Annotated in this window: 20 protein-coding genes and 1 pseudogene; 10 read left to right on the top strand and 11 right to left on the bottom strand. The window is 40.4% G+C overall.

The genetic code is table 11. The features are described from left to right. Nucleotides 1–63: 63 nt before the first annotated feature. From INE92_RS22420 to INE92_RS22400, 5 genes are all read right to left on the bottom strand, one after another. Nucleotides 64–1,662, bottom strand: coding sequence for a glycoside hydrolase family 43 protein (locus INE92_RS22420; protein ID WP_195436100.1), 1,599 nt, complete (start codon nt 1,660–1,662; stop codon nt 64–66). 296 nt (nt 1,663–1,958) lie between these two features. After that, on the bottom strand, nt 1,959–2,975 hold the full coding sequence (locus INE92_RS22415) for a zinc-binding alcohol dehydrogenase family protein (RefSeq protein ID WP_195436098.1): 1,017 nt from the start codon (nt 2,973–2,975) through the stop codon (nt 1,959–1,961). 25 nt (nt 2,976–3,000) lie between these two features. After that, complete coding sequence (gene fucP / locus INE92_RS22410) at nt 3,001–4,293, bottom strand: L-fucose:H+ symporter permease (protein WP_004314063.1); 1,293 nt, start codon at nt 4,291–4,293, stop codon at nt 3,001–3,003. A 38-nt stretch (nt 4,294–4,331) separates the two neighbouring features. Further along, nucleotides 4,332–5,255 carry an amidohydrolase family protein gene (locus INE92_RS22405; RefSeq protein WP_195436096.1) on the bottom strand — a complete coding sequence of 308 codons (924 nt, stop codon included), beginning with the start codon at nt 5,253–5,255 and terminating at the stop codon, nt 4,332–4,334. 15 nt (nt 5,256–5,270) lie between these two features. Beyond that, nucleotides 5,271–6,203, bottom strand: a complete 933-nt coding sequence (locus INE92_RS22400) for an aldo/keto reductase (RefSeq protein ID WP_195436095.1) — start codon at nt 6,201–6,203, stop codon at nt 5,271–5,273. A gap of 179 nt (nt 6,204–6,382) precedes the next feature. Here INE92_RS22400 and INE92_RS22395 point away from each other — a divergent pair, with 179 nt between their 5' ends. The 4 genes from INE92_RS22395 (at nt 6,383) to INE92_RS22380 (ending at nt 10,730) form a co-directional block, all read left to right on the top strand. After that, nucleotides 6,383–7,399, top strand: a complete 1,017-nt coding sequence (locus INE92_RS22395) for a LacI family DNA-binding transcriptional regulator (RefSeq protein WP_195436092.1) — start codon at nt 6,383–6,385, stop codon at nt 7,397–7,399. A gap of 90 nt (nt 7,400–7,489) precedes the next feature. Further along, entirely contained in the window at nt 7,490–9,163 is a 1,674-nt protein-coding gene (locus INE92_RS22390; protein ID WP_195436090.1) for a tetratricopeptide repeat protein, read from the top strand. A 161-nt stretch (nt 9,164–9,324) separates the two neighbouring features. After that, a complete protein-coding gene (locus INE92_RS22385) occupies nt 9,325–9,699 on the top strand; it encodes a DUF3244 domain-containing protein (protein ID WP_195436087.1) in 375 nt (124 codons plus the stop codon). A gap of 8 nt (nt 9,700–9,707) precedes the next feature. Further along, nucleotides 9,708–10,730 (top strand): DsbA family protein, encoded by a 1,023-nt coding sequence (locus tag INE92_RS22380; protein ID WP_229096919.1) that lies wholly within the window; start codon nt 9,708–9,710, stop codon nt 10,728–10,730. 158 nt (nt 10,731–10,888) lie between these two features. Here the strand turns inward: INE92_RS22380 and INE92_RS27020 are convergent. Next, nucleotides 10,889–11,068 (bottom strand): annotated as a pseudogene (locus INE92_RS27020) (hypothetical protein). Between the two features lie 12 nt (nt 11,069–11,080). Further along, complete coding sequence (locus INE92_RS22370) at nt 11,081–12,367, bottom strand: IS1380-like element ISBf12 family transposase (RefSeq protein WP_009040242.1); 1,287 nt, start codon at nt 12,365–12,367, stop codon at nt 11,081–11,083. Nucleotides 12,368–12,502: 135 nt separating this feature from the next. Between INE92_RS22370 and INE92_RS22365 the strand changes: the two genes are divergently transcribed. Beyond that, complete coding sequence (locus INE92_RS22365) at nt 12,503–13,282, top strand: hypothetical protein (protein WP_233476907.1); 780 nt, start codon at nt 12,503–12,505, stop codon at nt 13,280–13,282. Between the two features lie 123 nt (nt 13,283–13,405). Here the strand turns inward: INE92_RS22365 and INE92_RS22360 are convergent, their stop codons facing one another. From INE92_RS22360 to INE92_RS22345, 4 genes are all read right to left on the bottom strand, one after another. After that, entirely contained in the window at nt 13,406–13,990 is a 585-nt protein-coding gene (locus tag INE92_RS22360; protein ID WP_008642911.1) for an FKBP-type peptidyl-prolyl cis-trans isomerase, read from the bottom strand. Nucleotides 13,991–14,001: 11 nt separating this feature from the next. Further along, entirely contained in the window at nt 14,002–15,543 is a 1,542-nt protein-coding gene (locus tag INE92_RS22355; protein WP_004299629.1) for a glycine--tRNA ligase, read from the bottom strand. A 103-nt stretch (nt 15,544–15,646) separates the two neighbouring features. After that, nucleotides 15,647–16,915, bottom strand: coding sequence for an ATP-binding protein (locus tag INE92_RS22350; RefSeq protein ID WP_004324509.1), 1,269 nt, complete (start codon nt 16,913–16,915; stop codon nt 15,647–15,649). Between the two features lie 81 nt (nt 16,916–16,996). Beyond that, the gene (locus INE92_RS22345) at nt 16,997–17,494 is read right to left on the bottom strand and encodes an HU family DNA-binding protein (protein ID WP_004305143.1); all 498 of its coding nucleotides are present in this window, start codon (nt 17,492–17,494) and stop codon (nt 16,997–16,999) included. A gap of 233 nt (nt 17,495–17,727) precedes the next feature. Here INE92_RS22345 and INE92_RS22340 point away from each other — a divergent pair, with 233 nt between their 5' ends. From INE92_RS22340 to INE92_RS22320, 5 genes are all read left to right on the top strand, one after another. Then, nucleotides 17,728–18,873: an AraC family transcriptional regulator gene (locus tag INE92_RS22340; RefSeq protein ID WP_022199325.1), complete on the top strand. Its 1,146-nt coding sequence runs from the start codon at nt 17,728–17,730 to the stop codon at nt 18,871–18,873. Nucleotides 18,874–18,981: 108 nt separating this feature from the next. Further along, complete coding sequence (locus tag INE92_RS22335; RefSeq protein WP_008642909.1) at nt 18,982–20,169, top strand: alpha/beta hydrolase family protein; 1,188 nt, start codon at nt 18,982–18,984, stop codon at nt 20,167–20,169. Between the two features lie 168 nt (nt 20,170–20,337). After that, nucleotides 20,338–23,487, top strand: a complete 3,150-nt coding sequence (locus INE92_RS22330) for a SusC/RagA family TonB-linked outer membrane protein (RefSeq protein WP_211421254.1) — start codon at nt 20,338–20,340, stop codon at nt 23,485–23,487. A 12-nt stretch (nt 23,488–23,499) separates the two neighbouring features. After that, nucleotides 23,500–25,134: a RagB/SusD family nutrient uptake outer membrane protein gene (locus INE92_RS22325; RefSeq protein WP_004299618.1), complete on the top strand. Its 1,635-nt coding sequence runs from the start codon at nt 23,500–23,502 to the stop codon at nt 25,132–25,134. A gap of 19 nt (nt 25,135–25,153) precedes the next feature. Next, complete coding sequence (locus INE92_RS22320; RefSeq protein ID WP_195436083.1) at nt 25,154–26,851, top strand: DUF5018 domain-containing protein; 1,698 nt, start codon at nt 25,154–25,156, stop codon at nt 26,849–26,851. Nucleotides 26,852–26,869: the final 18 nt, after the last annotated feature.

The raw sequence follows: 26,869 nt of genomic DNA, 5'->3' as shown, positions 1-26,869 counted from the left end.
AACAAAAATAGCCTATTTTCTAATAAAACAATGTTTCATTGGTTACAAATACATATTTGTTTGTTACATTGACGCATCACAGAACGAATAATCAAAAGAGTCCACATCCACATAACCGCCCACGGAACGTGTAGCATAGTTAAATATGGCAAACTTACTACCCATGAACATACGGGTGTAGTCAAACTTCATCTTAATAGGCAGACCGACAGGTAGCCATGTTTTCCCATCAAGACTATAAGAAAAACGAGCCTCATCCCGTCCATTGGTAAAGTCACCTTCCACACGCAAGTAGACAAGCTCCTTGTTAAGAGGTATACGGGCTTGTTCGGTCATATCCACACGGCTAATGGCACGCTTCGTTTTCTCAAATACACTTTTCTGTTCACTCATCACAAGAGACAGTTTATTTCCGTTTTTTTCAATCGTAAGCACACCGCTGTCACCATTAAAAGCCGATAATCCCGCACGGTCGCCATCTTTCATCCCCCCCAGAGAGAGACTGACAGTGCCCATGCATTTCGGTCCTACCATACGTTGAGTCAACGTATTGGGAGCAACAAACAGGTTATCTACCACACGGGAGGTTTTCAAACGCAGAAATCCGGGACGGTCGGTAAGGCTCCATGCCTGATCGACGGGGTTATGATTCCACTGCCAATAGAGGGAAAGCCCGGAAGCGGAAAAATCATCCGAACCGCAGATACCCTCCATTGACATATACGATAAAGTGGTATCATTCGGAATGTGCCCGTCCTTGTCTCCCAGCATAGGCCAACCATCTTCCGTCCATGTACAAGGCATAAGACACGGTACACGCCCTACCCCGCCACGATCCTGAAAAATCAGCCCGTACCATTCACCGTTTTTCCCGTCTACGATGCATCCCTGACCAACACCGCCATGCCCATCAAACTCCGTTTCAAGAATGACACGCTTTTCGTAAGGTCCGGTAATCTTATCGGCACGATAGCATACTTCACGACGCAGACGGCCGGGAATACTCCAATCCATAGAAATCATCAGCAAATAATATTTCCCATTATGCTTGATGACGGAACTACCTTCCAACAGACCTTGTTCGTCAGCATCCCGTTCAAATATTTGCTGATTGATGCCACCGGGAAGTACATCGGTCAAATCGGGTTTCAACTCCGTAAGCTGTCCTGTACTGTGAAAGAGATACACCCGCCCGTCATCATCAAACAGAAGCGAACCGTCATGGAAATGCGGAGGACGCGAAAGAAGTTTCCAGGGACCGGCCGGATCTGTCGCAGTATAGACAAACCCGCGTCCGGGAGCGCCATTGGCTGTAAACCATACATAGAATTTTCCGTCATGATAGCGGATGGATGATGCCCATTGTCCTTGCCCGTAAGCAGTACCTTCGAGCAGATCATAACGGGGACCATCGTCAATGCGGGGAAATACGTAGCTGATAGTTTCCCAATGTTTCATGTCCGGCGAACGCATGATTGGCGCTCCCGGCATCAGGTGCATAGTAGTGGAAACCATGTAAAAGTAATCGCCTGCGCGACACACCGACATATCGGGAACGTCAGCATAAAGAATAGGATTACGGTATTGTGCTCCGGCTGATAGCGGGAAGAACAATGTAAAAAGAATACACAGCAGAATAGTGTTGATTTTTGTTTTCAGCATAATCATCGTTTTTTTATTAACTGGCTACATTATCTATTATTTGAAAGCTAATTATTTAAAATGTTCCTTGTTATCTTCCACATCACAAAAATAGAAAATGCAAACAGATATATTGCCCAAAGTATGCTACATGATTTCTTTGTGATGCTACATATCAAATGAAGAATGTTACATCTATATTTACTCATGTTACATCACCCTATCTCCCAAAGAGAGGAGACTGTATTCAGCCTCCTCTCACTTATTACATACCCGGAACAACGAGTATCAACAACTATTCTTATTACAAGAACTTATCAGAACTCAACCAGTATACGGAACACCTTTCCCGGATTAGCCGTCCATTCCTGCATAGCTTCCAAAGCTCCTTCCGGTTTTGCTATCTTCGAAATCAGTTCTTCCACCGGACAATTCCCTTCTTTCATATAATTAATAACCGCACGGAAATCTGCCGGCAACGCATTTCTGGAACCACGAATATCCAGTTCTTTCTGAACGAAATATTTCGTTTGGAAAGCTACTTCGCTTTTGGCATAACCGATGCAAACCACACGCCCCGTAAATCCGACTTCATCCACCGCCATCACATAAGTGACCGGACTGCCGACAGCTTCAATCACCACATCGGCACCGAAGCCCTCTGTTATCTGTTGCATCCGTTCGTGTACATTTTCTGTCTTGGAGTTAATCACATAAGAAGCACCTACCTTTTTCGCCAGTTCCAGTTTCTCGTCATCCAAGTCGACAGCAATGACCGTTGCCCCTCTCAAAGCAGCACGTACAATGGCACCGATACCAATCATACCGCAGCCAATAACCATCACATATTCATTATCGATCACCTGCGCACGAGATACCGCATGGAATCCGACACTCATCGGCTCAATCAACACACAATCGCGAGGAGAGATATTACCAGCCGGAATAATCTTCGTCCAAGGCAATACGGCATATTCGCACATCACTCCATTGCGTTGCACTCCTAACGTTTCATTATGCTCACAAGCATTGACACGACCATTACGACAAGAAGCACATTTACCACAATTGGTGTATGGATTCAATGTCACGTTCATCCCTTTTTCGAAGCCAGCCGGAACATTCGGACCAATCTCCTCAATCACCGCTCCGACCTCATGTCCTGGGATTACCGGTAACTTCACCATTGGGTTACGTCCTAAAAAGGTATTCAGGTCGGAGCCACAGAAACCCACATACTTGATTCTTACTAATACTTCACCGGCACCAACGGTCGGTTTTTCCAGTTCAACCACCTTCATTTCGGAGGGATTGACAATTTGAACTGCTTTCATTGGATATGTTTGATAAATAAATTTATTAATCGATTACTTTATAACCTTTCCAGCCGTAATATGCACAGAAGACAAAACAAATCATCGGTACACAATAGGCCATATAATAGATATGCTCATTGGCATGCATGAAATAAGCCGTCAACTGTGGCAGGCAGGCATTGCCGACAATAGCCATTACCAGAAATGCCGAACCGCTCTTTGTCTGATTCCCCAGTCCTTTTAGCGCCAATGAGAACTGCGTGGGATACATTATAGACATAAAGAAAGAGATAGCCAACATTGCGTATAACCCGATCATACCTCCCCATATCATCACTGCCCCGCACAAAAGAATATTCATCAAGGCGTAAACCAGTAGCATATCCTGTGGACGGAATTTCACCATCAATCCGGTACCGATCCAACGCCCCAAAAGAAATGCAAGCATATACAATCCGAAGAAGGTAGTCGCTGTATCTTCCGGCAATCCGGCATAAGTGCAACAGTAAACCAGGAACAAACTGTTTATCGCCGTCTGTCCGCCGTTATAGAAGAATTGCGCAATCACTCCCCACCGCAAATGTGAGTGCTTCAATACACCGAAGTCTATCAGTTTTTCTTTCTGGCTACCCTCTTTCGTTTTACCCGAAGAAGTCGTTTTATCGGAAGAAGCCGTTTCTCCTTCGTCCCCAATCTTCGGCAATTTTGAAAAGATGAAGACAACAGCTATGGCAATCAACAATATAGCCAATATCAGATAAGGGAGTTTCATGGCATCCGTTTCCAATTGGATATAGGCCTGCCAGCCTCCCGGATAATCTACAGGAAGGGTCTCTCGCGTGTAATGAGTTCCGCTAAGGATGAGCTTACTCAAAAACATGGCAGCGATAAAAGCTCCGAGTCCATTGAAAGACTGCGCCAGATTCAATCGGCGGGGAGCTGTTTCGGGAGCTCCTAAAACCGTCACATACGGATTGGCAGCCGTCTCCAGAAAGCACATTCCCGTAGCGATAATAAAGAAGATACAGAGGTAAGCCCAATATTCTTTTAAAATGGCGGCAGGAAAGAAAAGCAGGCCTCCGATTGCTGCTAATACCAGTCCGAAAATAATTCCCGCCTTATAGCTGTAACGTTTCATAAACATCGCTATGGGGATGGGGAAAATAAAATAAGCCAACCAGTAGGCAGTCTCGGTAAAGGAGGCTTCAAAGGTATTCAGTTCACATGTCTTCATCAATTGCCGGATCATCGTGGGAAGCAGGTTGCTGCTTATCGCCCAAAGAAAGAAAAGGCAGAAAACTAACGCTAAGGGTATTGTATATGTATTCTTTTTCATGGTATAAATATAGTTTTACGATAAGGATGTTTTCTCCATCATTCGGACATGTTCTTGATGTAAGGAAGTACGGGGAGATCCGTGAATCCATAGAAGTTCCAGGCATTTTCTCCCAAAAAGAGTCTTTTATCCTCTTCCGTCAGCTCGGAAGACTTCACTATAAAATCGTATGACATCTTATAGGTGATTGCAATAATGGTGCGCGGATAGTCCGATCCCCACATCAGTTTCTCCATGCCAACTAAATCCGCCGCTTCCCGAATGGCTTTCACTGCTCCTTTGAAAGGATAAAATTCATCATTGAAAAGCCAGGTGATTCCGCCGGATTCAATCATCACATTGGGATGACGTGCCAGGCGGATTTGTTCTTTCCAGTCCGGACGTGTCACCATTCCGAAGTGCCCGACAGCTATTTTTAGGCGGGGACATTCCTGAATAATCTCTTCCATTTCGGGAACCTGTGTTGCTCCGTCAGCCAAATCGATGGAAAGCATGACATTCTGTTCTTCCATCGAATGAAACATCTGCATCATTTCCTCATTATTCAGCATTACCCGTCCCTCTTTTAACAACAAGCGCTGGGCAGGGATTTTTATAGCCTTAAAACCTTTGGCTATAAGCTCTTTCGCCTGCTCCAAAAATCCAGGTTTACGAAACTCACACATTCCGCAAACAAAGAAACGGTTGGGATAATGGGAAACGACTTCCGACAAATAATCATTCTGAATACCGTCAATAAACTCTTGGGTAATGACAGCCGCAGCCACTTGCGCATAGTCCATATTCGAAAGAAAAACTTCCGCGCTATTCACTCCGTCTATCATAAAGGGCGGAACCATTTGCCGGATTTCTCCCATAAATTCCGAACGGCCATTTTCCAAAGTCCGGATAGGCAATCCGTCCACAACAGTATCCTGTCGTAACCACAGATGGGCGTGCGCATCAATAATTGTATAGTCCATACGAATGACGCTGTTTTATGAGTTTGCCCAACTTACACGTTTCTGCTCTCCGATAATCTCCTGCACTTCCCGAACGAGTTCCCAGTCAATAGGTTCTTCGATGAAAGCGATGTTCTTTTTCACATTCTCCGGATTAGTTGTACTAAATAAAGTCGTTGCTATACGGGGATTGCTGACGGAGAACTGCATAGCCAGTTTCTCAATCGGATAATTCTTAGCTTTGCAATGTTCCATTGCTTTACGGCAAGCCTCTACCAAGGGTTTGGGAGCCGGATGCCAAGCAGGCACGCCACGTTCACTCAACAGTCCCATTGAAAGCGGAGAAGCATTAATCACACCGATTTCTTTGGATTCGAAGTAGTCCAGGAAGTCTGCTAATTTATTATCACACAGACAATAATGGCAGAAGCTAAGCACAGATTCAATCGTACCGCTTGGTGAATGGGCAATTACCCATTTCAGGTTCTCGAGTTGCAAGTCGGTAATTCCAACGTGTCCTACCACTCCTTTTTCACGCAACTCAACCAAAGCAGGCAGAGTCTCATTAACTACCTGATTCAAATCGGCAAACTCCACATCGTGTACATTTATCAGATCGATAAAATCTATATTCAAACGTTCCATACTCTCATACACACTTTCTGTCGCACGTTTTGCAGAGTAATCCCACAGGTTCACTCCATCTTTTCCATAACGTCCCACTTTGGTAGAAAGGTAATAACGGTTACGAGGAAGATCTTTTAGCGCCTTTCCTAAAACAGTTTCCGCTTTATAATGTCCGTAATAAGGAGACACATCGATAAAGTTCATTCCTGCCTCAACAGCGGTAAACACAGCCTGAATGCCTTCTTTTTCTTTCAAATCATGGAAAACTCCTCCTAAAGAAGAAGCTCCAAAACTAAGAGATGATACTTTCATCCCTGTCTTTCCGATTTCATGGTATTGCATACTTTTAGGTTTTAAATCATTTTGTATGCGACAAAAATAAGTCAGTAATAGTTTCAGTGCAGCAGAGAGCAGTCGAAAAACCAACGTAACGGTTTACGTAAAAAATATTGCTTCAGATGCTTTTAATTTTCCGGGAATGTGCTTTCTTTGTAAAAAGAATCTAAGTTGCAGACTTTCAAATGGAAAACCGGAAACATACTTCACTCAAAGATCTCGCCCAAGCATTGGGGGTATCGATTCCTACTGTATCCAGGGCACTAAAAGATAGTCCGGAAATCAGCCGTGAACTTTGCGCCAAAGCAAAGGCACTGGCTAAAGAGATGAACTACCGTCCCAATCCTTTTGCCATGAGCCTGCGGAAAAATGCGCCACGTATCATCGGAGTGATCGTTCCGGATATTGTCACTCATTTCTTTGCATCAATTCTGAATGGGATAGAGAATATGGCTATTGCCAACGGATATTTTGTGATTATCACGACCTCGCATGAGTCTTACGAGCACGAAAAAAGAAATATTGAGAATCTGGTCAATATGCGCGTGGAAGGCATCATTGCCTGTCTGTCTCAAGAAACAACCGATTTCTCCCACATCTCCGCCTTAAAAGACATCAATATGCCACTTATCCTGTTCGACCGTGTTTGCCTAACCGACCAGTTTTCTTCGGTCGTAGCGGATGGGGTACAATCAGCGCAAATGGCAACACAACATCTGTTGGATAATGGAAGTAAACGGGTAGCCTTTATCGGTGGAGCCAATCATTTGGATATTGTAAAGAGAAGAAAACATGGCTATCTGGAAGCCTTGCGTGAGAATCGTATTCCCATCGAAAAAGAGCTAGTTGTTTGCCGGAAGATTGATTATGAGGAAGGCAAGATTGCCACAGAAACTTTACTGTCACTTCCACAGCCTCCGGACGCTATTCTTGCCATGAATGACACATTGGCTTTCGCAGCAATGGAAGTCATCAAAAATCATGGCCTCCGGATTCCGAATGATGTGGCAATCATCGGGTATACAGACGAGCAGCATGCTAATTATGTGGAACCGAAATTATCAGCAGTATCACATCAGACCTATAAAATGGGAGAAACTGCCTGCCAACTACTTATCGATCAGATAAAAGGAGATAAGACTATCAAGCAGGTGACGATTCCGACACATTTGCAGATTAGGGAGAGTAGCATAAAAAAATAAGGGAAACGTCTTATTAAAAGAAGTTTTATAGACAAACGATTCTACTTTTTATTTATAAATACTTACTTTTGCAGAAACAGATAAAACTCTATGAAACCGAACTACCTAACTATTCTAATTACAACACTATGCATTTTCTTTAATGCGTGTCATAATTCAAACACTGCCCCTCAATTACAATTAGCAGATTCATTAATAGACAAACGTGCTGACAGCGCATTATGCATATTGGAAAAGCTATCTATTGAAGAAATATCTAATAAATCAGCAAAAGCCATGTATGCACTATTATTAACAGAAGCTTTAGATAAGAATTTCAAATCTCACCGCAATGACTCTCTAATTCTAATAGCAGTTGACTACTATAAGGATAACAGTAATAATAAGCTAAAAACAAAAGCTTATTATTATCTCGGAAGAGTGTATCAAGATAACAAAGATTATGTAAAAGCAACAGAAGCCTATCTAACAGCTTTAAAAACAGCATCCCCAAACCAAGCTCCAATATTACAAATATACAATAACCTGGCTTTATGTTACGAGAGTCAAGAGTTTTATCTTCCGGCTATCAAAACATATAAAGAATCATACGCAACTGCAGAAAAAATGCAAGACAAATATGGAATTTTACACGCAACCCGAGGATTAGGCAATGTTTATGCAATACAAGATGAGGAAGAAAAAGCATTATCTTATTATCAAAAAGCATTATCAATAGCACAATCTATCAAAGATTCATTGTGGGAAAATGCAATTTTTTGTGATATAGCAAAGGTATATGACGACCAAGGGTTATATATAGAAGCTAAAAAGCAAATAGATTTAGCCTTGAGATATGCTCCTTCTAACATTAATTTATCTCCTACTTACTTTTGGAAAGGAAGTATATTGTATAATCTCGAAGAAACTGATTCTGCTATTCACTATTTATCCCGAGCTAGTACTAAGGCCAATATTTATACTAAAGCTTCTATTTATCAGACTTTGTATGAAATAAACAAAGAAAACAAAAATTATGAACAGGCAATTCTATATAACGATACAGCTTTAACCTGCTATGACTCTATCCAGAAAATTATTCACCATACTGAAATTAACAATCTCATCAAAAAACACTCAATAGATATATATAAAGAACAAATAAAAAAACAATCACAACAAACAAAAGTAATATTCATTATTGGTGGATTAGTTACAATGTTTCTGTTTATCTATACTGTAATGTATATAAGCAATCGCAATAAAAAGACACATATACACTGGCAGCAGCTACTAATGAAGAATCAGACAGAAAAAGCCACATTAAAAGAAGAAATCAGAGCACTATCTCATGCCAATGAAATCAATGAACACAGATATGCAGATATATTAAATCAAAGAATAAAGTTATGGCATCAAAGTCTTCAGATATGCGTACGTCTATTCAAAACGACTACATCTTATAAAAAAATTCAATCAATAGAAACATCTAAAAACAAAAAAGAGAAAGAGATAACTCAAGAAGAGTTATCACTGATTTATCAAGAAATAAACGAAGCCTTCATTGAAGCGATGCAAGAGTTATTAGAACAATACCCTAGTCTAACACAAGACGATCTCTATTACTGCATACTTAACTACCTCCAATTATCCAATAATACAATCAAAGTTTGTATGAAAGCCGGAAGCCAGTCTGCACTGACTCAAAGGAAATATCGTATAAAAAAACAATTATCTGACCTTAGTTTCTCTATAATTTTCGATGCTAAAGGAGAAAGCAAGTAAATAAACACAATGCCCTGTTATCACAATTAGTTTTTTGTTATATATATTTTATAACACACTGATTACCAATAGCTATATATAATCACATTGTTATTATTTGTTATTGTAACATATAGCAAATCATCCTACTTTTGCTGAAAATCAATAACAATAAAACTATTATGAAACGAAATCTACTTTTATTCACATTCATGGCTCTTTGCTCTAGCTTTATCTTTTCAATGCCATCAGACACAAGAAGACAAATAAAGATGAAAGTTAGACAACCGATAGAGCATCGCTCTACTAATCACCTTGATCCGGCACGAGTTTATGTCAGTAATTCATTATTAGAGATTGAATTTGAGAATCCATCCAAAGACGTAACAATCACAATAATTAATTCAGAAACAGGACAAACAATCTATCAGGAGAAAAGTACATCTTTAGAAAAGTACAGACTCATTGATTTATTTGGAGAAGATAAAAGTGCTGAATATACTCTTGAGATATCATCGTCTTCGTGGTCCGCAACAGGAGTATTTACAATAGATTGAAGTACACTATGAGACTTATTCCATACTACATATCAGCCATGCTGATGGTGTTATTCTATGCATCTTGCAACTCCCATCAAAGTTCCAAAGGTACCGAGAAAGATATTATAGCTGAATTTGATGGAGAAGCAATATATGCCAGTGAGATAAACACAATTATAAAACAAGAGCTTTACGACGAACTTTGCAGAATTCATAATATTAAAAAGGAAGCATTGGAGCAACTAATCAATGTTAAGCTATTACAGAAAGAGGCAAATAAAAAACAGCTCACTTATCAACAATATATAGATGAATATACAGATGCAAAAATTAAGAAAACAGGTACAGACTCTCTTTTAAAACGATATAATATAAATTCAATCACGGAATTTCGTGGGAAGAGTGCATACAGTGTACCAATAGGCTCTCCTACTGGGAAAGTGACACGATTGTTTCATTTAAAGGGAGCTATTGTCAATGAGTTACTTGATTCTTTAAAAAGGAACAAAAAGATACTCCAATATCTCTATCCTCCTAAAAGTCCTTCTATTGATTTAAATAGTTTGCATACTTATTATAGAGGAAATCTCCAATCAAAAGTTTCCATGATTATTATATCAGATTTTGATTGTGACGCCTGTATTAATGCACATTCTTTATACGACTCAATACATCAAGAGTACAAAGACAAAGTGAAATTTGGATATATCCATTACTCTACAATGCCAACATTTGCTCAAATAGCAAGTGATGCCGCTAACAAACAAAACAAATTTTGGGAATTTCATGATTCATTATATACATATAAGGGATACATAGATTCTATAGCCGCATTTAATATAGCACAGAATATGTCTATGGATATTAACAAATTCCAAAATGATATTACTAATAATGAAGGGAAAAAATCTATCGAGAAAACGATTAACCAATTAGTACTTCTAGGCATATACGCAACCCCAACTATAATCATCAATGGACGATTAATTGTTAATTCTAACTCAAAAGAAGAAATCTGTCATCTAATTGATGAAGAACTTTTAAAATAACATTACTCACTAAAAAAATGTATTATGAAAAAAATTATCTTTTTATGTTTCTGTGCTTTATTAGCGTCTTGCTCTTCAGATGAAGAATTGCAAGATATAAGTACAAATAACGAAGAGTTGGCAAACATGATCAACGACTATGAACTTGTCTTAAAAGGCTATTCTCTTGATGAATTGAACCTCAAATCCGCAACTAAGCCCTTGAACGTCCTTATTGCGTTTACACGTCCTCTCATTACTGAATTTGCAGATAATTTGAACTTGAAGCACCCACTTCTGCCTACAATATCCCCTTACCCCACAATGTGACTTGAGGCAATACACAATATCATTCCCATAAGTTGTAGGCATTATCCAAAATCAGTCTGGAAAACATCTGCGTAAGCATTATTACAGGTATAGATGTTCAGCACATACCGCCTTGATGTCCTGATCCACTTGGCTGGTACAGAGATAAACCTGAAGACAAACGCTTTTATGCGACTTGTTGCATTGAGCCCGAACTTCTTTACGTCAAGTCTTTGAATAATGGCCTTGTAAAAGTTACGGATAAGTGCTGTAAGAAGAAGGAACACTGTGTTCTCTGCCATGAAGGATTTGGGCAATCTGTCCCACCCGAAACCATTGTTCATATCATCGAAGATACGTTCCTTTCCTCCACGAAGGTTATAGAACTCGACAATTTCTCTTACGGAAGAATCATAGTCGTTAGTCAGGATACAACGGTATGTGTATTCTCCTTCCCAAAAATCCTGCACACCATCCATCCGTTTCTGTCTTTGAATCACAAGTCGATATGCCTTACCTTTCCACTTCTCAACAAGGATAGAGTTCAATTCAAACTCAATGCCATTGATTTCCTCAGTTTTCCAGCCTTTGAGAGCAAAGGTGTCATTGTAGATCGAACTGCAGCGGTTAGCACGGATATAGAAGGACTTGCAGTGTTTTTCTATTTCCTCCACGATTTCCTCGGAACATGATCCACAATCAGCTCTGAAGCGATTGATAGTGAGCCCATTCTGTTCAAATCTCGCAAAGAACCTCTTCAGCGTGTCCTTCTGATGGAAACGAACATTTGTGTTACCATCGCTATTCTCTATACCGACTATCAAATCGCCAATAACCGCCACGCCAGGGCGATAACCAAGGAACTTCTTGTATGTAGGCTTTGCATCATACTTCTCTGTCTCTATGAACTGATGGTCGAAATCAACATCATACATCTCACCCTCTTTCAGTTGGCCAGATGCAAATATACAATTGAGCAATAAAGTATTGAGAGTGTCAGCCGTATTGAAATCGTAGGTCTTGCCCATATCTGATGTGTATGAAATGTTTTCTTGCGTCAACTCCTTTATCGCCCTGAGGATAGTATCAGAGCTACAAGTGCGAAGTGTCGGATGAAGCGAGAGGTGGTTCATCAAATGAGTAGTGACATCCTCAATACATGAACCGCTACAGAAGTAGATACTCATGAGAGAACGGATGATTTCGCTGTACTGATAACCGAACGATCTACACCTTAGACCGAGGGTTGAGTCGATTACAGATGATAATGTGGAGTCAAATTGCTCCATGATTGAAAATAATCCCCCAAAAGGAGTGAGTCTCTCAGATTTAATTTGTATCTTCGCCATGTCTATCGTCGGATTCTCTTGTTTTTTTTGCAACACTAAGATAAGTGAAAATTCTGACATGGCAAAATCCTGAGCAACTTTTTGTTGCTCAGGTACTTAAAAAGTTTAATTTATAATAGTGTTGCGGAATTAAGGTTGAAAAAAGAAAAAGATGAATCGACTCCGACAACACAAGAAGAAACAGATGCAGAACCATGGCTAATTGATGCTTTAGAAAAAGCATCAGAAGAAACAAAAACTTCTAATTTTGGTAAAGTTAGAAGCGAAGCTAAAGCTTACACTAGTATAGCAAAAATCGCCGGAGTCTTTAAAATTAATTCATGTGGTAGTTACCGTGAATTTGTATACCACATGGATTGTGAAGATGGCGGTGACACTAAATCTATAGGTGATATTGGAGCAACATATGTTGATGGAAATGGCAATGTAACATTTCATTTCTGCTTAGTACCAGTAGGAAATTATGAAGGTGGGGCTTTACTTTTACATAATTACACATGGACTCCAGAAGAAGGGGATGTAGACGTTGTATTAAGACACCATGATAATGAAGATCATAACAATAAAAATCACATAGTAAACAATGGTGGATTAACGTCTACTGGAATCTCTAGATTCGATAAAAACACTGAATTTTATTGGAGATTTAGCAATAATCCAACATATACCTTAACTGGCTTCGGAGTATTAAGCAAACCAGAGCAAGGTCCCGTGCTACCTCATCAATTATTTATTGATGATGAAAACGGAAAAAATGCGAATACTGCAACCCTATGGATGCATCGAGCTAAAAAAAATACAGGAGGACTACCTCCAACAGGTACAACAACTAGTCGCAAACTAAATACAGGTGAAAATTATAGAGGAGCAATGATAGTTGATAGAAACACTATTTATAATATAAAAATATTCTAAATATAGCACATACTCTTTGGTAAAAAGAAATAAAACCTAGACTACCATTTTTTTACAAAGAATATAGGTGTTGTATCGTTTAGACGCAACACCTATATTTACATTTATTATATTGTTATAGAATTACTTCTCTACGATCTTTTCCAATCTAACATTATATACTAATGCAGAATAAGGCTGCAAAGAGCCATCGTTACCAGTACCAGAACCGTACCCACTTTGATAAGGAATATACAAAGTCCAAAAATCACCAGCCACCATATGAATCAACGTGTAAGCCCATCCCGAAATTACCTTCCCAACATTAGGGTCAGGAGAACTTAGGACAAAGATAGCCGGAGAATCAAACTCTGTCGGTTCTGTTCCTGTATAAGTCTGCTGAACTACATCTCCATTGAAATAAAACATACGGTAATGTGCACTTACTGTAGAAGTATATTTAGGAGATTCTGTACCCTCCCCCTTTTTTATCTTCTTTACATATATAGTCTGATTATTCGTCGGATCTGGAAAAGCATGAAGTTTCTCCGGATCATCATTAGCCAAAGCCTGATTTTCTGGGCTGTTATAAACATTAGCTATTGAATCAATAAAAGCTACACCACGTGCCTGCCAATTATCGTAACGGCTAGTCTCTTCCGTCTCACTGCAAGCAGTGAATGCAAGAGCCAACAATACTAAGGAGAATAAATAGATCTTTTTACTCATTCGTTAAAGGTTTATTGTAAAGTTTTCAATAGAGAAGTGATGCTTACTCTGTCTGCGATGATATTATTCAGTTCAGAGATAGCTACACGCTCTTGTTGCATGGTATCGCGATTACGCAATGTCACGCAGTTATCTTCTAATGTCTGATGATCGACTGTTACACAGTACGGAGTACCAATAGCATCCTGACGGCGATAACGCTTACCGATACTATCCTTTTCGTCATATTGGCAATGGAAGTGGAACTTCAGGCTGTCAATAACCTCACGGGCTTTTTCAGGCAGGCCGTCTTTCTTTACCAACGGCATAACTGCCAGTTTCACCGGAGCCAAAGCAGCAGGCAATTTCAGAACCACACGGCTTTCACCATTCTCCAATTGCTCTTCGCAATAAGATGCGCTCATGATGCTAAGGAACATACGGTCAACACCGATAGAAGTTTCGATTACGTACGGAGTATAAGACTCGTTCAGTTCCGGATCGAAGTATTTGATGCTCTTGCCGGAGAACTTCTCATGTTGAGACAAGTCGAAGTTAGTACGAGAGTGGATACCTTCCACTTCTTTGAATCCGAACGGCATCAGGAATTCGATATCAGTAGCGGCATTTGCGTAATGAGCCAGTTTATCGTGATCGTGATAACGATAGCTTGCATCGCCGAATCCAAGAGCTTTATGCCATTTCAAACGGATTTCTTTCCATTTCTTGAACCAGTCAAGTTCAGTTCCCGGTTTTACAAAGAACTGCATTTCCATCTGTTCGAACTCACGCATACGGAAGATGAACTGACGGGCAACGATCTCGTTACGGAAAGCCTTACCAATCTGTGCGATACCGAAAGGAACTTTCATACGCCCTGTCTTCTGTACATTGAGGTAGTTTACAAAAATACCCTGTGCAGTTTCCGGACGAAGATAAATTTTCATGGCTCCTTCGGAAGTAGAACCCATTTCAGTAGAGAACATCAGATTAAACTGACGAACTTCTGTCCAGTTCTTTGTACCGGAGATCGGGCATACGATTTCTTCATCAATAATGATCTGACGCAATTCTTCCAGATTACCGTCGTTCAGAGCTTTAGCAAAGCGAGTGTGAAGTGCGTCACGTTTTGCCTGATGCTCCAATACACGTCCGTTGGTAGAACGGAATTGAGCCTCATCAAAAGATTCGCCGAATCTCTTGGCAGCTTTCGCTACTTCTTTATTGATTTTATCGTCATACTTAGCCAGCTGATCTTCGATCAACACGTCAGCACGATAACGTTTCTTAGAGTCTTTATTGTCAATCAAAGGGTCATTGAATGCGTCTACGTGTCCGGAAGCCTTCCAGATAGTAGGATGCATAAAGATGGCAGAGTCGATACCGACAATGTTCTCGTGCAACAGCACCATGCTGTCCCACCAGTATTTCTTGATGTTATTTTTCAATTCAACGCCCATCTGACCGTAGTCATACACAGCGCCTAGTCCGTCGTAGATATCGCTCGAAGGGAATACGAAACCATACTCTTTGCAATGCGATACAAGCTTCTTAAAAACGTCTTCTTGTGCCATTTTCTTTTCTATATCTATTAATTTGAATTTGCTTTTTTCGTAAAAAGTGCCACAAAGATAGGGATTTATCTCATAAATAAGACAGGGAGGGTATTAATTTATCTTATTTACCCAACAACCACTTCCAAACCGGTATTACCTCAATCGCACATTTTTCCAACTCAATCCGTTCTTCATCGTCATACGTTATTATCAATAACTGCCGACATTCAAATACCTTATTCAATTTTACTAATGCCTGAACTTCCCGTTGGAAAGTCTCATCAGAGAGATTCATGGTATAACAGACCTGTATAGCCACTCCTGTATCAGGCAAATAAAAATCAACCTCTACATTTCTATTATAAAAGAATACAGCATCGTCCGTCCCATAACGCCGCAATAGTGTCACAGCAACCAAATTCTCAAGCAACGAGGTATCAGCATCCAAAAGAAGCAAATTGAGAATGCCATTATCCGCAAAATAATATTTCGGATTAGTTTCACGCTCCACCAATTTATCCGCAATATTTTGTATAGGAATCAGCAAGCAAGCATCTTTGGCATATTCCATGTAGTTAATGACAGTATTCTTCGATATTTTCACTCCGGTTGAAGCAACAATATTAGTTATACGAGTAAACGAAACCGGTTGCTTTATACTTTCGGCCAATTTGCGGAAAAGGATGCGTAAAGCAAAAGTATTTTCGATGGAATGTCTTGCAGCAATATCTCCTAAATATATCTTTTGGTAAACACTTGTCAGATAATCCCGTTTTGCGGCAAGCGATGCCCCTTCCGGAAAACCACCGGAACGAAAATAATCATTGAATATACGCTTTATTTCTGCCCGGCTCTCTGTTGCAAACAAAGAATTCTCTGTAACTTCAACCCCATTAGCATAAAGAAACTCTTTAAAATCATAAGGGTATACATGTACTGTAATGTATCGTCCCCCCAAAGTGGTAGCTACATCCTGACTAAGCATTTTAGCATTGCTTCCTGTCACATAAGCCCTATATTTATTATCAGCCAATCGCCGAACAAACTTGTCCCAACCATCAATATTCTGAATTTCATCCAAGAAAAGCATCGGCCTGTCTGTTGACATCTCGGCATGTACTTCCAGTATGAGATTTAAATCTGCCGCCGTCATTCCAATCAAACGTTCATCTTCAAAGTTCACATATAGCATTTCATTCCAAGTATGCCCATTATGCAAAAGTTCCTGTATCCGTTGATAAAGTAAAAATGATTTTCCTGCTCGCCGGATACCTACAAATACATAATTTCCAAACTCTTCAAACTGAAAGCTACGAGGTATAACTTGATGTTTGACCACCTCATTTCTATTATCTAATAGAACTTCTTTTAGTATTTCTCTTCTAATCATATTTCAAGATATTGTTCTAACCACTGAACAAATATAATCTAATTCTGTTCAATTAACAAGACAATATTGTTTTTTATTCAACTATTCGTCGATTTCCGGCTCTTCTATGTCGTATTCTGTTTGTTCCAGTTCCCGGTCTGCTTTCTTCATATTTTTCGTTAGCATACTTTCGGGCATATAATATTTAAAAGGTATGCGGGTACACTTTGTCTTCTTCAGTTCCCTGCTGAATTTTGAGTTTGCCACAAAATATACGCGTGAAATAGCAACTTTCCCCGGCGTTACCTGTTCGGGCAGCACACATCCCTGACTGGTCAGTGCCGTTTGAAAGGTTCCCAATCCCTCAATGGTCACCGAATGACCGGAGGAAAGCAGGTCTTGAATACTTTCAACCAACTCCGACAGGATTCCTTCTATCTGCCCACGATGAAAGCCTGTTGTCTTTGCCATCCGTACTGCAAGTTCTTTATTTTTCACTCCTCCTCTTCGCTGCATTTTACTAGGTACACCATACCATAACTCTTTCCGTTCTCCGGATGATAAATCCGCTTTCTTTCTCACTACATAAGGGATAGACATAATCTTACGCTCCTTTCTTTTTAAGTTAGTTATCATAATTTGTACGACACCCGGGTGTCATGCATACTGAGACCCGGGTGTCGAACACAACAACACCCGGGTGTCGTACAGCACGAGACCCGGGTGTCATACAAGTTTTTCTTGCTACAAAATTAAGTTTTTATTATAGGAAAACAAAGGAATTCTTCTATATTTGTGCATCCCTACATTATACTAAAGAAAAACATAGAACTATGATTAAGATTCTTCTATTGATAGACTATTCAAGCGAATTTGACAGGAAACTGCTACGGGGACTTGTCCAATACTCCAAAGAAAACGGCCCCTGGCTCTTTTACCGACTACCTTCTTATTATAGCGCAATGCATGGTGAACAAGGCATTTTAAGATGGGCGAAAGAATGGAAAGCCGACGCCATTATCGGTCAGTGGAATAATGATACGATCGATTTGCAGAAGGAGCTGAATATTCCGGTAGTACTACAAAACTACCATCACCGGAGCGTCACTTACTCTAATCTGACAGGCGACTATAAAGGAACGGGAAGAATGGCAGCCCAGTTTTTTGCCAAGAGAATGTTTCGCAATTTTGCTTATTTCGGCGTTAAAGGGGTGGTTTGGTCTGACGAACGTTGCGAAGGGTATCGGCAGGAAGTAAAACGCATCGGAGGCGAATTTTTCAGTTTCGAATCGGATAAGCAGGAAGACGAGATAAGAATGGAAGTCAGCCAATGGTTGCAGCAACTCCCCAAGCCAGTCGCTCTATTTTGTTGTGATGATGCGCACGCCCTATTCATTTCTGAAACTTGCAAAATGACGAATATTCCTATTCCGGAAGAAATTGCTTTATTAGGCGTGGACAATGACGAACTGATGTGTAATATTTCCGACCCTCCCATTTCATCCATAGAGCTCGAAGTAGAAAGAGGCGGATATTCTATCGGCAGACTTATTCATCAACAAATAAAAAAGGAACACGAAGGTACTTTCAATATTGTTATCAATCCTATCCGCATCGAATTACGGCAATCTACGGAGAAACACAATATCAAAGACCCTTATATTCTGGAAGTAGTGAAGTATATAGAGTCTCATTACAGTTCCGATTTGACCATAGAGTCTCTGCTTGCAAACATTCCGCTATCCCGCAGAAACTTCGAAGTGAAATTCAAAAACGCACTGAATACCTCTATATACCAATATATTCTGAATTGCCGGTGTAATCATCTTGCAGATCTACTGCTCACAACCGACCGTCCATTGGCCGATTTAGCAATGGAAGTAGGCTTTACAGACTATAATAACATTGCCCGGATTTTCAAAAAATTCAAAGGATGTTCACCTATTGAATACCGGCAGAAAAAGACTAGACAAAGATAAAATAAACGCTTTCTGAAGACTGTTTTTCGTTTTGACATTAAGATCATTCATGAGAATGACCTACCTTTGTTTTCATACCTTTCGAAATACATTTTAGATATTAATACTATGCAAAGACATACCATAAGAGGAAAAACAAGAACGATTATCTATCCTATTATTATTTATTTGGGGGTCACCTCAATAATGGGGTGCAAAAGATTAGAGATTAACCAGACAAAAAGAAACTGGGAGAAGCTATCCGCCTACTTTACCCCACCACCACTGTATCAGGAGAAATTTGGAACTTACCGCAATCCTCTTTTATTTTACAATGGAGATACAGTCAAAAACGCAGACGATTGGCTAAAACGAAGAAAAGAAATAAAAGACAAATGGTTGAACCTGATCGGTCATTGGCCGGCTATCATCACCAATCAAAAACTGGAGATTATAAAAACCACAGAACGCGAAGATTTCAAACAACATTTAGTGCGTTTTTATTGGACTCCTCTGGAACAGACTTACGGCTATTTACTGGAACCAAATAAGAAAGGGAAACATCCTGCCGTTATCACAGTATTCTACGAACCGGAAACAGCTATCGGATGGGGAGGAAAAGCTAATAGAGATTTCGCCTACCAATTAACCAAAAGAGGATTCGTTACTCTCTCATTAGGAACTAGACAGACCACCAAAGATAAGACTTACTCTCTCTATTACCCGACTATTAACAACTCCACTATGCAACCTCTTTCAGTACTTGCTTATGCGGCAGCCAATGCATGGGAAGTATTAGCCAGAGTCGAAAGTGTCGACTCTACCCGAATTGGTATCATGGGACACTCTTACGGTGCTAAATGGGCTATGTTTGCTTCTTGTTTATATGAAAAGTTTGCCTGCACCGCCTGGAGTGATCCGGGTATCGTCTTTGATGAAACCAAAGATAATTATATCAATTATTGGGAACCTTGGTACTTGGGGTATTATCCCCCACCCTGGAAAAAGATCTGGAGCAACAACGGCAATAACTCTTCAACAAGTGTCTATGCCAGACTATGTAAAGAGGGGCATGATTTACATGAACTCCATTCTTTATTGGCTCCTCGCCCATTTCTCGTATCAGGAGGTTATTCTGATAATGTAGACAGATGGATTCCATTAAATCACTCTGTTGCAGTCAACCGACTTTTGGGTTATCATCATCGAGTGGCAATGACGAACAGGCCCAAACATGATCCTACTCCCGAATCAAACGAAACTATATATAAGTTCTTCGAATGGTTCTTAAAAAGAAAAACGCCAAAAGAAGATTAACGATGCATTATTCTTCGTTTTTTGAAGATAGTTTTTCGTTTTTGCCACCGCACATATCTTTGAAACAGAATACTTTTGTATCATTAACTAGTTAACCGGTCTAAAGAGACTATTGTTAGAAATTAAAATTTCAAATCGACGATCTAATATTTAAAAACTTATCATGCAATGAAGAAAATCAGATGGAATCCAAGGTTAGTAACCTCGTTGTTTATTACTCTTTTAATGTGCACTCTCGATTGTCTTGCACAAGAAGTAATAAAAGGGTTTGTGAAAGATGGTAATGATGAACCATTACCTGGCGTATCTGTAGCTGTCAAGGGTGCAACGAATGTCGGTACCATTACAAATGTTGACGGCAAATATAGCATTAATGCCCATAAGAATGACGTATTGGTATTCTCCTATATCGGAATGGTCAGCCAGGAAGTCAAAGTAGGTAATAAGACGAATATCAATATCACTCTTAAAGAAGATGTTTCCTCGCTGGATGAAATCGTAGTGGTAGGCTATGGAACTCAAAAGCGCGGTAGTCTGACCGCCGCCATATCTACTGTCTCCGATAAAGAAATCCTTAAAGCCCCAACCATGGGAATCAGTAATATCATCGGTGCACGTGTTGCCGGTATTTCCGCCGTACAAGCCAGTGGACAACCCGGTGCGGATAATGCCTCCTTGTCTATACGCGGGCAAAGTGGTATTATCTATGTTATTGACGGCATCAGAAGAAGCGCAAGTGACTTCAACGGACTCGATCCGAATGAAATAGAATCTGTGTCTGTATTAAAGGATGCATCAGCCGTAGCCGTTTATGGTCTGGACGCAAATGGAGCATTCATTGTCACAACCAAAAAGGGACAAACAGATAAAGTCACCATTAGCTATACAGGTACTGTGGGTATCAGCCAGAATGCAGAAGAACAAGAATGGCTCGACGGACCGGGATATGCTTATTGGTACAATAAAGCCCGTCTTCTACAAGGTGATACGGAAGTGTTTACTGTCGACATGGTGCGCAAAATGCGCGAGGGTGTCGACGGATGGGGAAATACCAATTGGTACGATAAAGTATATGGAACCGGTGTTCGCCAACATCATAATATTTCAGCATCAGGAGGAAGTGAAAAGATTCGTTTCTTCACATCTATCGGTTATCTGGAAGAAAAAGGAAATATAGATAAGTTCAAATACCGTCGAATGAATCTTCGTTCTAATATCGATGCACAGTTGGCTAAAGGACTTAGTCTGTCATTAGGTGTTTCGGGGCGTATAGAAAAACGGGATGCTCCCAAATTTTCTGCCGATCCGGATGATTGGATGAATATTCCCCAACAGGTATGCTATGCTTTGCCATACGTACAGGACACTTATGAATATAATGGGAAAATATACGATGTTTCAACCCCGACTTCCGGTTCTCCGGTAGCTCCTATCGCATCCATATACGATTCAGGATATAACAGGTCCAACCAATCATATATGCAGTCTAATTTCAGTCTGAAATACGACACACCTTGGCTTAAAGGATTAAGTTTAAAATTCCAGGGAGCGTACGACTTAGTTCATGGGATGACTAAACAGTTGACCAAGCCGAATGAAGTCATGATTATGGATTTACCTAATGCAGCCACTACCACACTCACCTACCATAAGGACTACAGTGTTTTGAAAGATACACCTATATTATCCGAATCGGCATCACGCGCCCAAGAGTTCACTACGCAAACCAGTATCACGTATGATAACAAATTTGGAGATCACTCGATCGGAGTATTATTACTGGCCGAAACACGGGAACGTAATAGCAACAATCTCGGTGTAACGGGAACCGGATTAGATTTCATTCAGTTGGATGAGTTGAACCAAATCACAGGATTCACCAAAGAGGGGAAAGAGCAACCTGCTATACCTTCGGGTAGCAGCAGCCAGACACGTGTAGCCGGTTTTGTAGGTCGTTTGAACTACAATTACGCTGACAAATATTATTTGGAGGCTTCACTACGCCACGATGGTAGTTATCTGTTTGGTGGTATGAACAAACGCTGGGTCACCCTGCCCGGTCTCTCTCTTGCCTGGAGAATCAATAATGAAAAATGGTTTCATGCTACTTGGGTAGACAATCTGAAATTAAGAGCAGGTATTGGAAAAACTGCAACCAGCGGTATCCAGCCTTTCCAATGGAGAAATACGATGAGCACATCCCCCAATTCTGTAGTAATAGGCGGAGCCAGTCAAACTGCTATCTATCCGTCCGTATTGGGAAATCCCAATTTGACATGGGCGCAATGCCTCAACTATAATATCGGAGTAGATGTAACTTTATGGAATGGATTATTAGGAATGGAACTGGATGCTTTTTATAAATATGAATATGACAAATTATCTTCTGTAACCGGTTCGCACACTCCTTCCATGGGAGGCTATTATTTTTCAACTGCCAACGTTAATAAAGCAGATTATAAGGGTTTTGATGTCACCTTTACACATCAGAACAGAATCGGAAGTTTCAGCTATGGAGCCAAATTAATCTGGTCATACGCATACGGAAGGTGGCTCAAATATGCAGGTGACTCTGAAAACACACCGGAATACAGACGACTGACCGGAAAGCAAATCGGTTCGAAAATGGGATTCATTGCCCAAGGATTGTTCCAGAGTGAGGAAGAGATAGCCAACTCCGCTACCATGCCCGACCGACCGGCTTATCCCGGATATATCAAGTATATGGATAGAAATGGAGACGGTATTATAACAGTCAATCAAGATCAAGGGTATGTAGGTAAAAGCTCAAGACCGACCCACACAGGTTCTTTCAATTTATTCGGTAACTGGAAAGGATTCGATTTTGATATTTTGGCATCATGGGGGCTTGGCAGCGATGTTGCATTAACCGGAGTATATACGGCAACCGGTTCATCCGGAATCCAAAGCGCTACGGCCTTCACGCGTCCATTCTATCAGAATGGCAATGCACCAGTCTATCTGGTGGCAAACTCCTGGACACCCGAAAATACAAATGCAGAGTTCCCTTATCTGGAAATCAATCCGAGAAGTTTGAATAACGGGCTGGCCTCCACATTCTGGTATCGTAACGGAAACTATTTGAGAATAAAAACAGCACAAATAGGATACAATTTCCCTAAAAAATGGTTGAGCCCATTGGGAGTGGAAGCTCTTCGCCTCTATGTTGAGGGATACAACCTTCTGACTTTCAGCGCTGTGTCCAAGTACAACATCGACCCGGAATCTCCAGCTGTAAACAATGGATATTATCCGCAACAAAGGACTTATACACTTGGAGCTAAAATCACATTCTAAAATATACGCTATATGAAAAAGTTATGTATTAATATATCACTCTTCTTTATGTTGCTGACTTTAAGTTCGTGCAACGACTGGCTGGATGAAGTAAAACAAACGACTACCGTTAGTGATGAAATCATCTGGCAAGATGAAACCCAGGTTGACAAATATGTGAATAGTTTCTATCCCCTCCTGCATGATTACGGTCAATTCGGGGAGGCCCAATTCTACGGAAGTTTTACAGAAAGTCTGACTGACGCATTTAAGTATGGTTCATATACGCTGGGACACAGAGCCGGCCATCCTAATCTTTATGTACTTACACCGGATGCTATCTCTCCGGATAACTGTCTATACAGTATCTGGCTACGTTCAACAGCATACAAACAGATCCGAGAAACAAACCAATTTCTATCTCTACAAAGAAAATATTCCGAATTTTCAGCAGACAGAAATAAGCTTTGGGAAGCTCAAGTACGCTTTTTCCGTGCATTTGTATATTTCCAGTTAGCCAAAAGACATGGAGGTGTCATCTTGTATGACGATCTGCCGGTATCAACTAATAAAGCCCGCAGCAGTGCTGAAGAAACCTGGCAATTCATAGCTGACGATCTTGATTTTGCAGCCAATAATTTACCCAAGGAATGGGATGCGGCAAATAAAGGGCGTATCACCAAAGGAGCAGCCTATGCACTGAAATCAAGAGCTATGTTATATGCCAAACGTTGGCAGGATGCCTATGATGCTGCTAATAATGTAATTGCACTCAAACTATATGGTCTGACGGACAAATATGAAGATGCATGGAAAGGGAATAATAAAGAAGCGATTCTGGAGTTTGATTATGATGCTGCCAACGGGCCTAATCATCTTTTCGACCGGTATTATGTACCACAATGTGATGGTTATGACAATGGTTCAACAGGAACTCCTACCCAGGAAATGGTAGAATGTTATGAAAGCAAAAATGGAGAAAAGATAGACTGGACACCCTGGCATGGCATTACTGATGAAACTCCTCCATACGACCAACTGGAACCTCGCTTCGCCGCAACTGTAATCTATAGAGGATGTACCTGGAAAGGGAAAAAGATGGATTGCAGCCTTGACGGAAAGAATGGTGTGTTTATGCCTTACCGGGAACAGGGTACTTCATACGGCAAAACCACAACCGGTTATTTTTTAAGGAAATTGTTAGATGAAACGCTAACAGACGTCAAAAATGGGAAAAGCGCCCAACCGTGGGTTGAAATTCGCTATGCAGAAGTTTTATTGAACAAAGCAGAAGCAGCTTATCGACTCAATAAGATCGGGGAAGCCCAAAGTGCAATGAATGAGGTACGCGCCAGAGTAAAAGTGAATTTACCGGGTAAATCCTCTACAGGCGAGGCTTGGTTCAAAGATTACAGAAATGAAAGAAAGGTTGAACTAGCCTATGAAGGTCATTTATTCTGGGATATGCGTCGTTGGGAATTAGCCCATATTGAATACAACAACTATCGCACACATGGCTTCAAAATCATTGGCGCTACCAATACATACGAATATGTTGATTGCGACGGGCAGGACCGCAAGTTTATAAAGAAATTATATGTCCTTCCTGTACCGTCTGAAGAATTGAAGAATAACTCATTGATTGAGCAATATGATGAATGGAAATAACAATAAAACTCTTAGAACAATGAAAAACAAAATTATATCAATCATCCAGGCATTAGTTCTTCTATGGGGAGTAACTAGTTGTCACAGTCCTGAAGAGTTGGGTTCTGACATTCAACGCGAAGGTATCAACAGCATCACTGCATCGTTTCCGAACGATGACAGCAGCGAAAATAGTTTCAAAGGTGAGATAGATTATACCAATCATTCAATCACATTTGTTTTCCCATACAATTATCCCAAATTGTCGGATAATGTATTGCCGACCTCTGCACTAAAACGGGTAAGATTGAGTGCCAGTTTAGCGAATAATGTCAGTGTAACTCCACCATTACTTTATATGGATCTTACCCAAGACAACTATATCACAGTGAAAGATCAGACCTCCGGGACTAGTACCGAATTCAAAGTAATAGGTGAAATCCGTAAGAGCAACGAATGTAGCATCACCAAATTCGATATTCCTGCCATAGGGCTATTGGGAGTCATTAATGAAAACGAAAAAACAATTTCATTAGTAACCATAGATAATGTAGGGGAGCAGATAGCTAACATTGATATCTCACATGGAGCAACATGCAGTCCCAACCCCGAAACAGAAGCACTAGACTATGAACAAGAACAGACCATCGTCGTCACAGCACAGAATGGCATAGATAAAGCAACATATACGGTAAAAAAAGATATTCCGCAAAAAACTGTTGCAGGTATCCGCCAAGGAAGCGGTAAGCTATTATGGTCTAAAAGACTATCTGAAATAAGCGGTATTCTGCTACCGGGTAAAGTAACTGGACTTGCAGTAGTCGACAAATATGTTGTCATCAACGAACGTGCCAATGATCGTGCCATTTACTTAAATAGCCAGACCGGAGAAATAGCAGGTTCTATGGATATCAGCCAATTTGCCGGTGACAATTCAAACTTCCATGCAACAGCAGATCGGGGAAATAATATTTTATTCTGCAGCTATACTCCATCAGGAGGTACTTTCACCGTATGGAAAGCTAATGGAGTGAATGAGAAACCACAGAAATATATTGAATATAAAACTGGCACTAATATAAGATTTGGTTGGAAGATCTCTATCCAGGGAGATTTGGATGCCAATGCCCTTATCACAACTCCAGTATTCCAAAAGGATAGTAAAGTGCAATTCGCCCGTTGGCGTGTCATAAATGGTACTTTACAATCACAAAGTCCGGAATTTGTCATTATGAGTTCCTCTCTACTGACTTCAAACTGGATTAAATGGGCGGATGTGATTTATGCTGATGACACCGATACTCAAAGTGACTATTTCTTGGCCAGCCATGTCACAGATACTTCTGCCAAACGCTATTTCTACTGGTTTAAAGGAACAGACAATAGCATAAAAGCGGCAAATACGGGTGCTCCGGGTAACACAATTATCAATGCCGTAGACTATGCCGTGTTCAACAAAGTACCTTATATCATTTACAATCATGTAAATAGTTTCAACTATGCCGTAACTGGTTCTGATGCTGTCCGTATGTATGATCTTAGTAGCGGCTCGTTCGACAACCAAATAATAGTATGTCCGGACAAGATATATGGAGGTCGCGAGAATTCCGGTCAAAACACCGAAGGAACCGGAGATGTCGTATTTAAAGTTGCCAAAAATGGTTATTATCTATACGTTTATCTCGTATTCTCTAATGGAGGCATCGCCTGCTACCAATATGACTGTATTGATATGTAATACAAACAACCAGTAATC

Origin of the sequence: Bacteroides xylanisolvens (genome assembly GCF_018289135.1) — a bacterium.
Lineage (GTDB): Bacteria > Bacteroidota > Bacteroidia > Bacteroidales > Bacteroidaceae > Bacteroides > Bacteroides xylanisolvens.
This window is presented reverse-complemented; position numbering and strand designations above follow the sequence as displayed.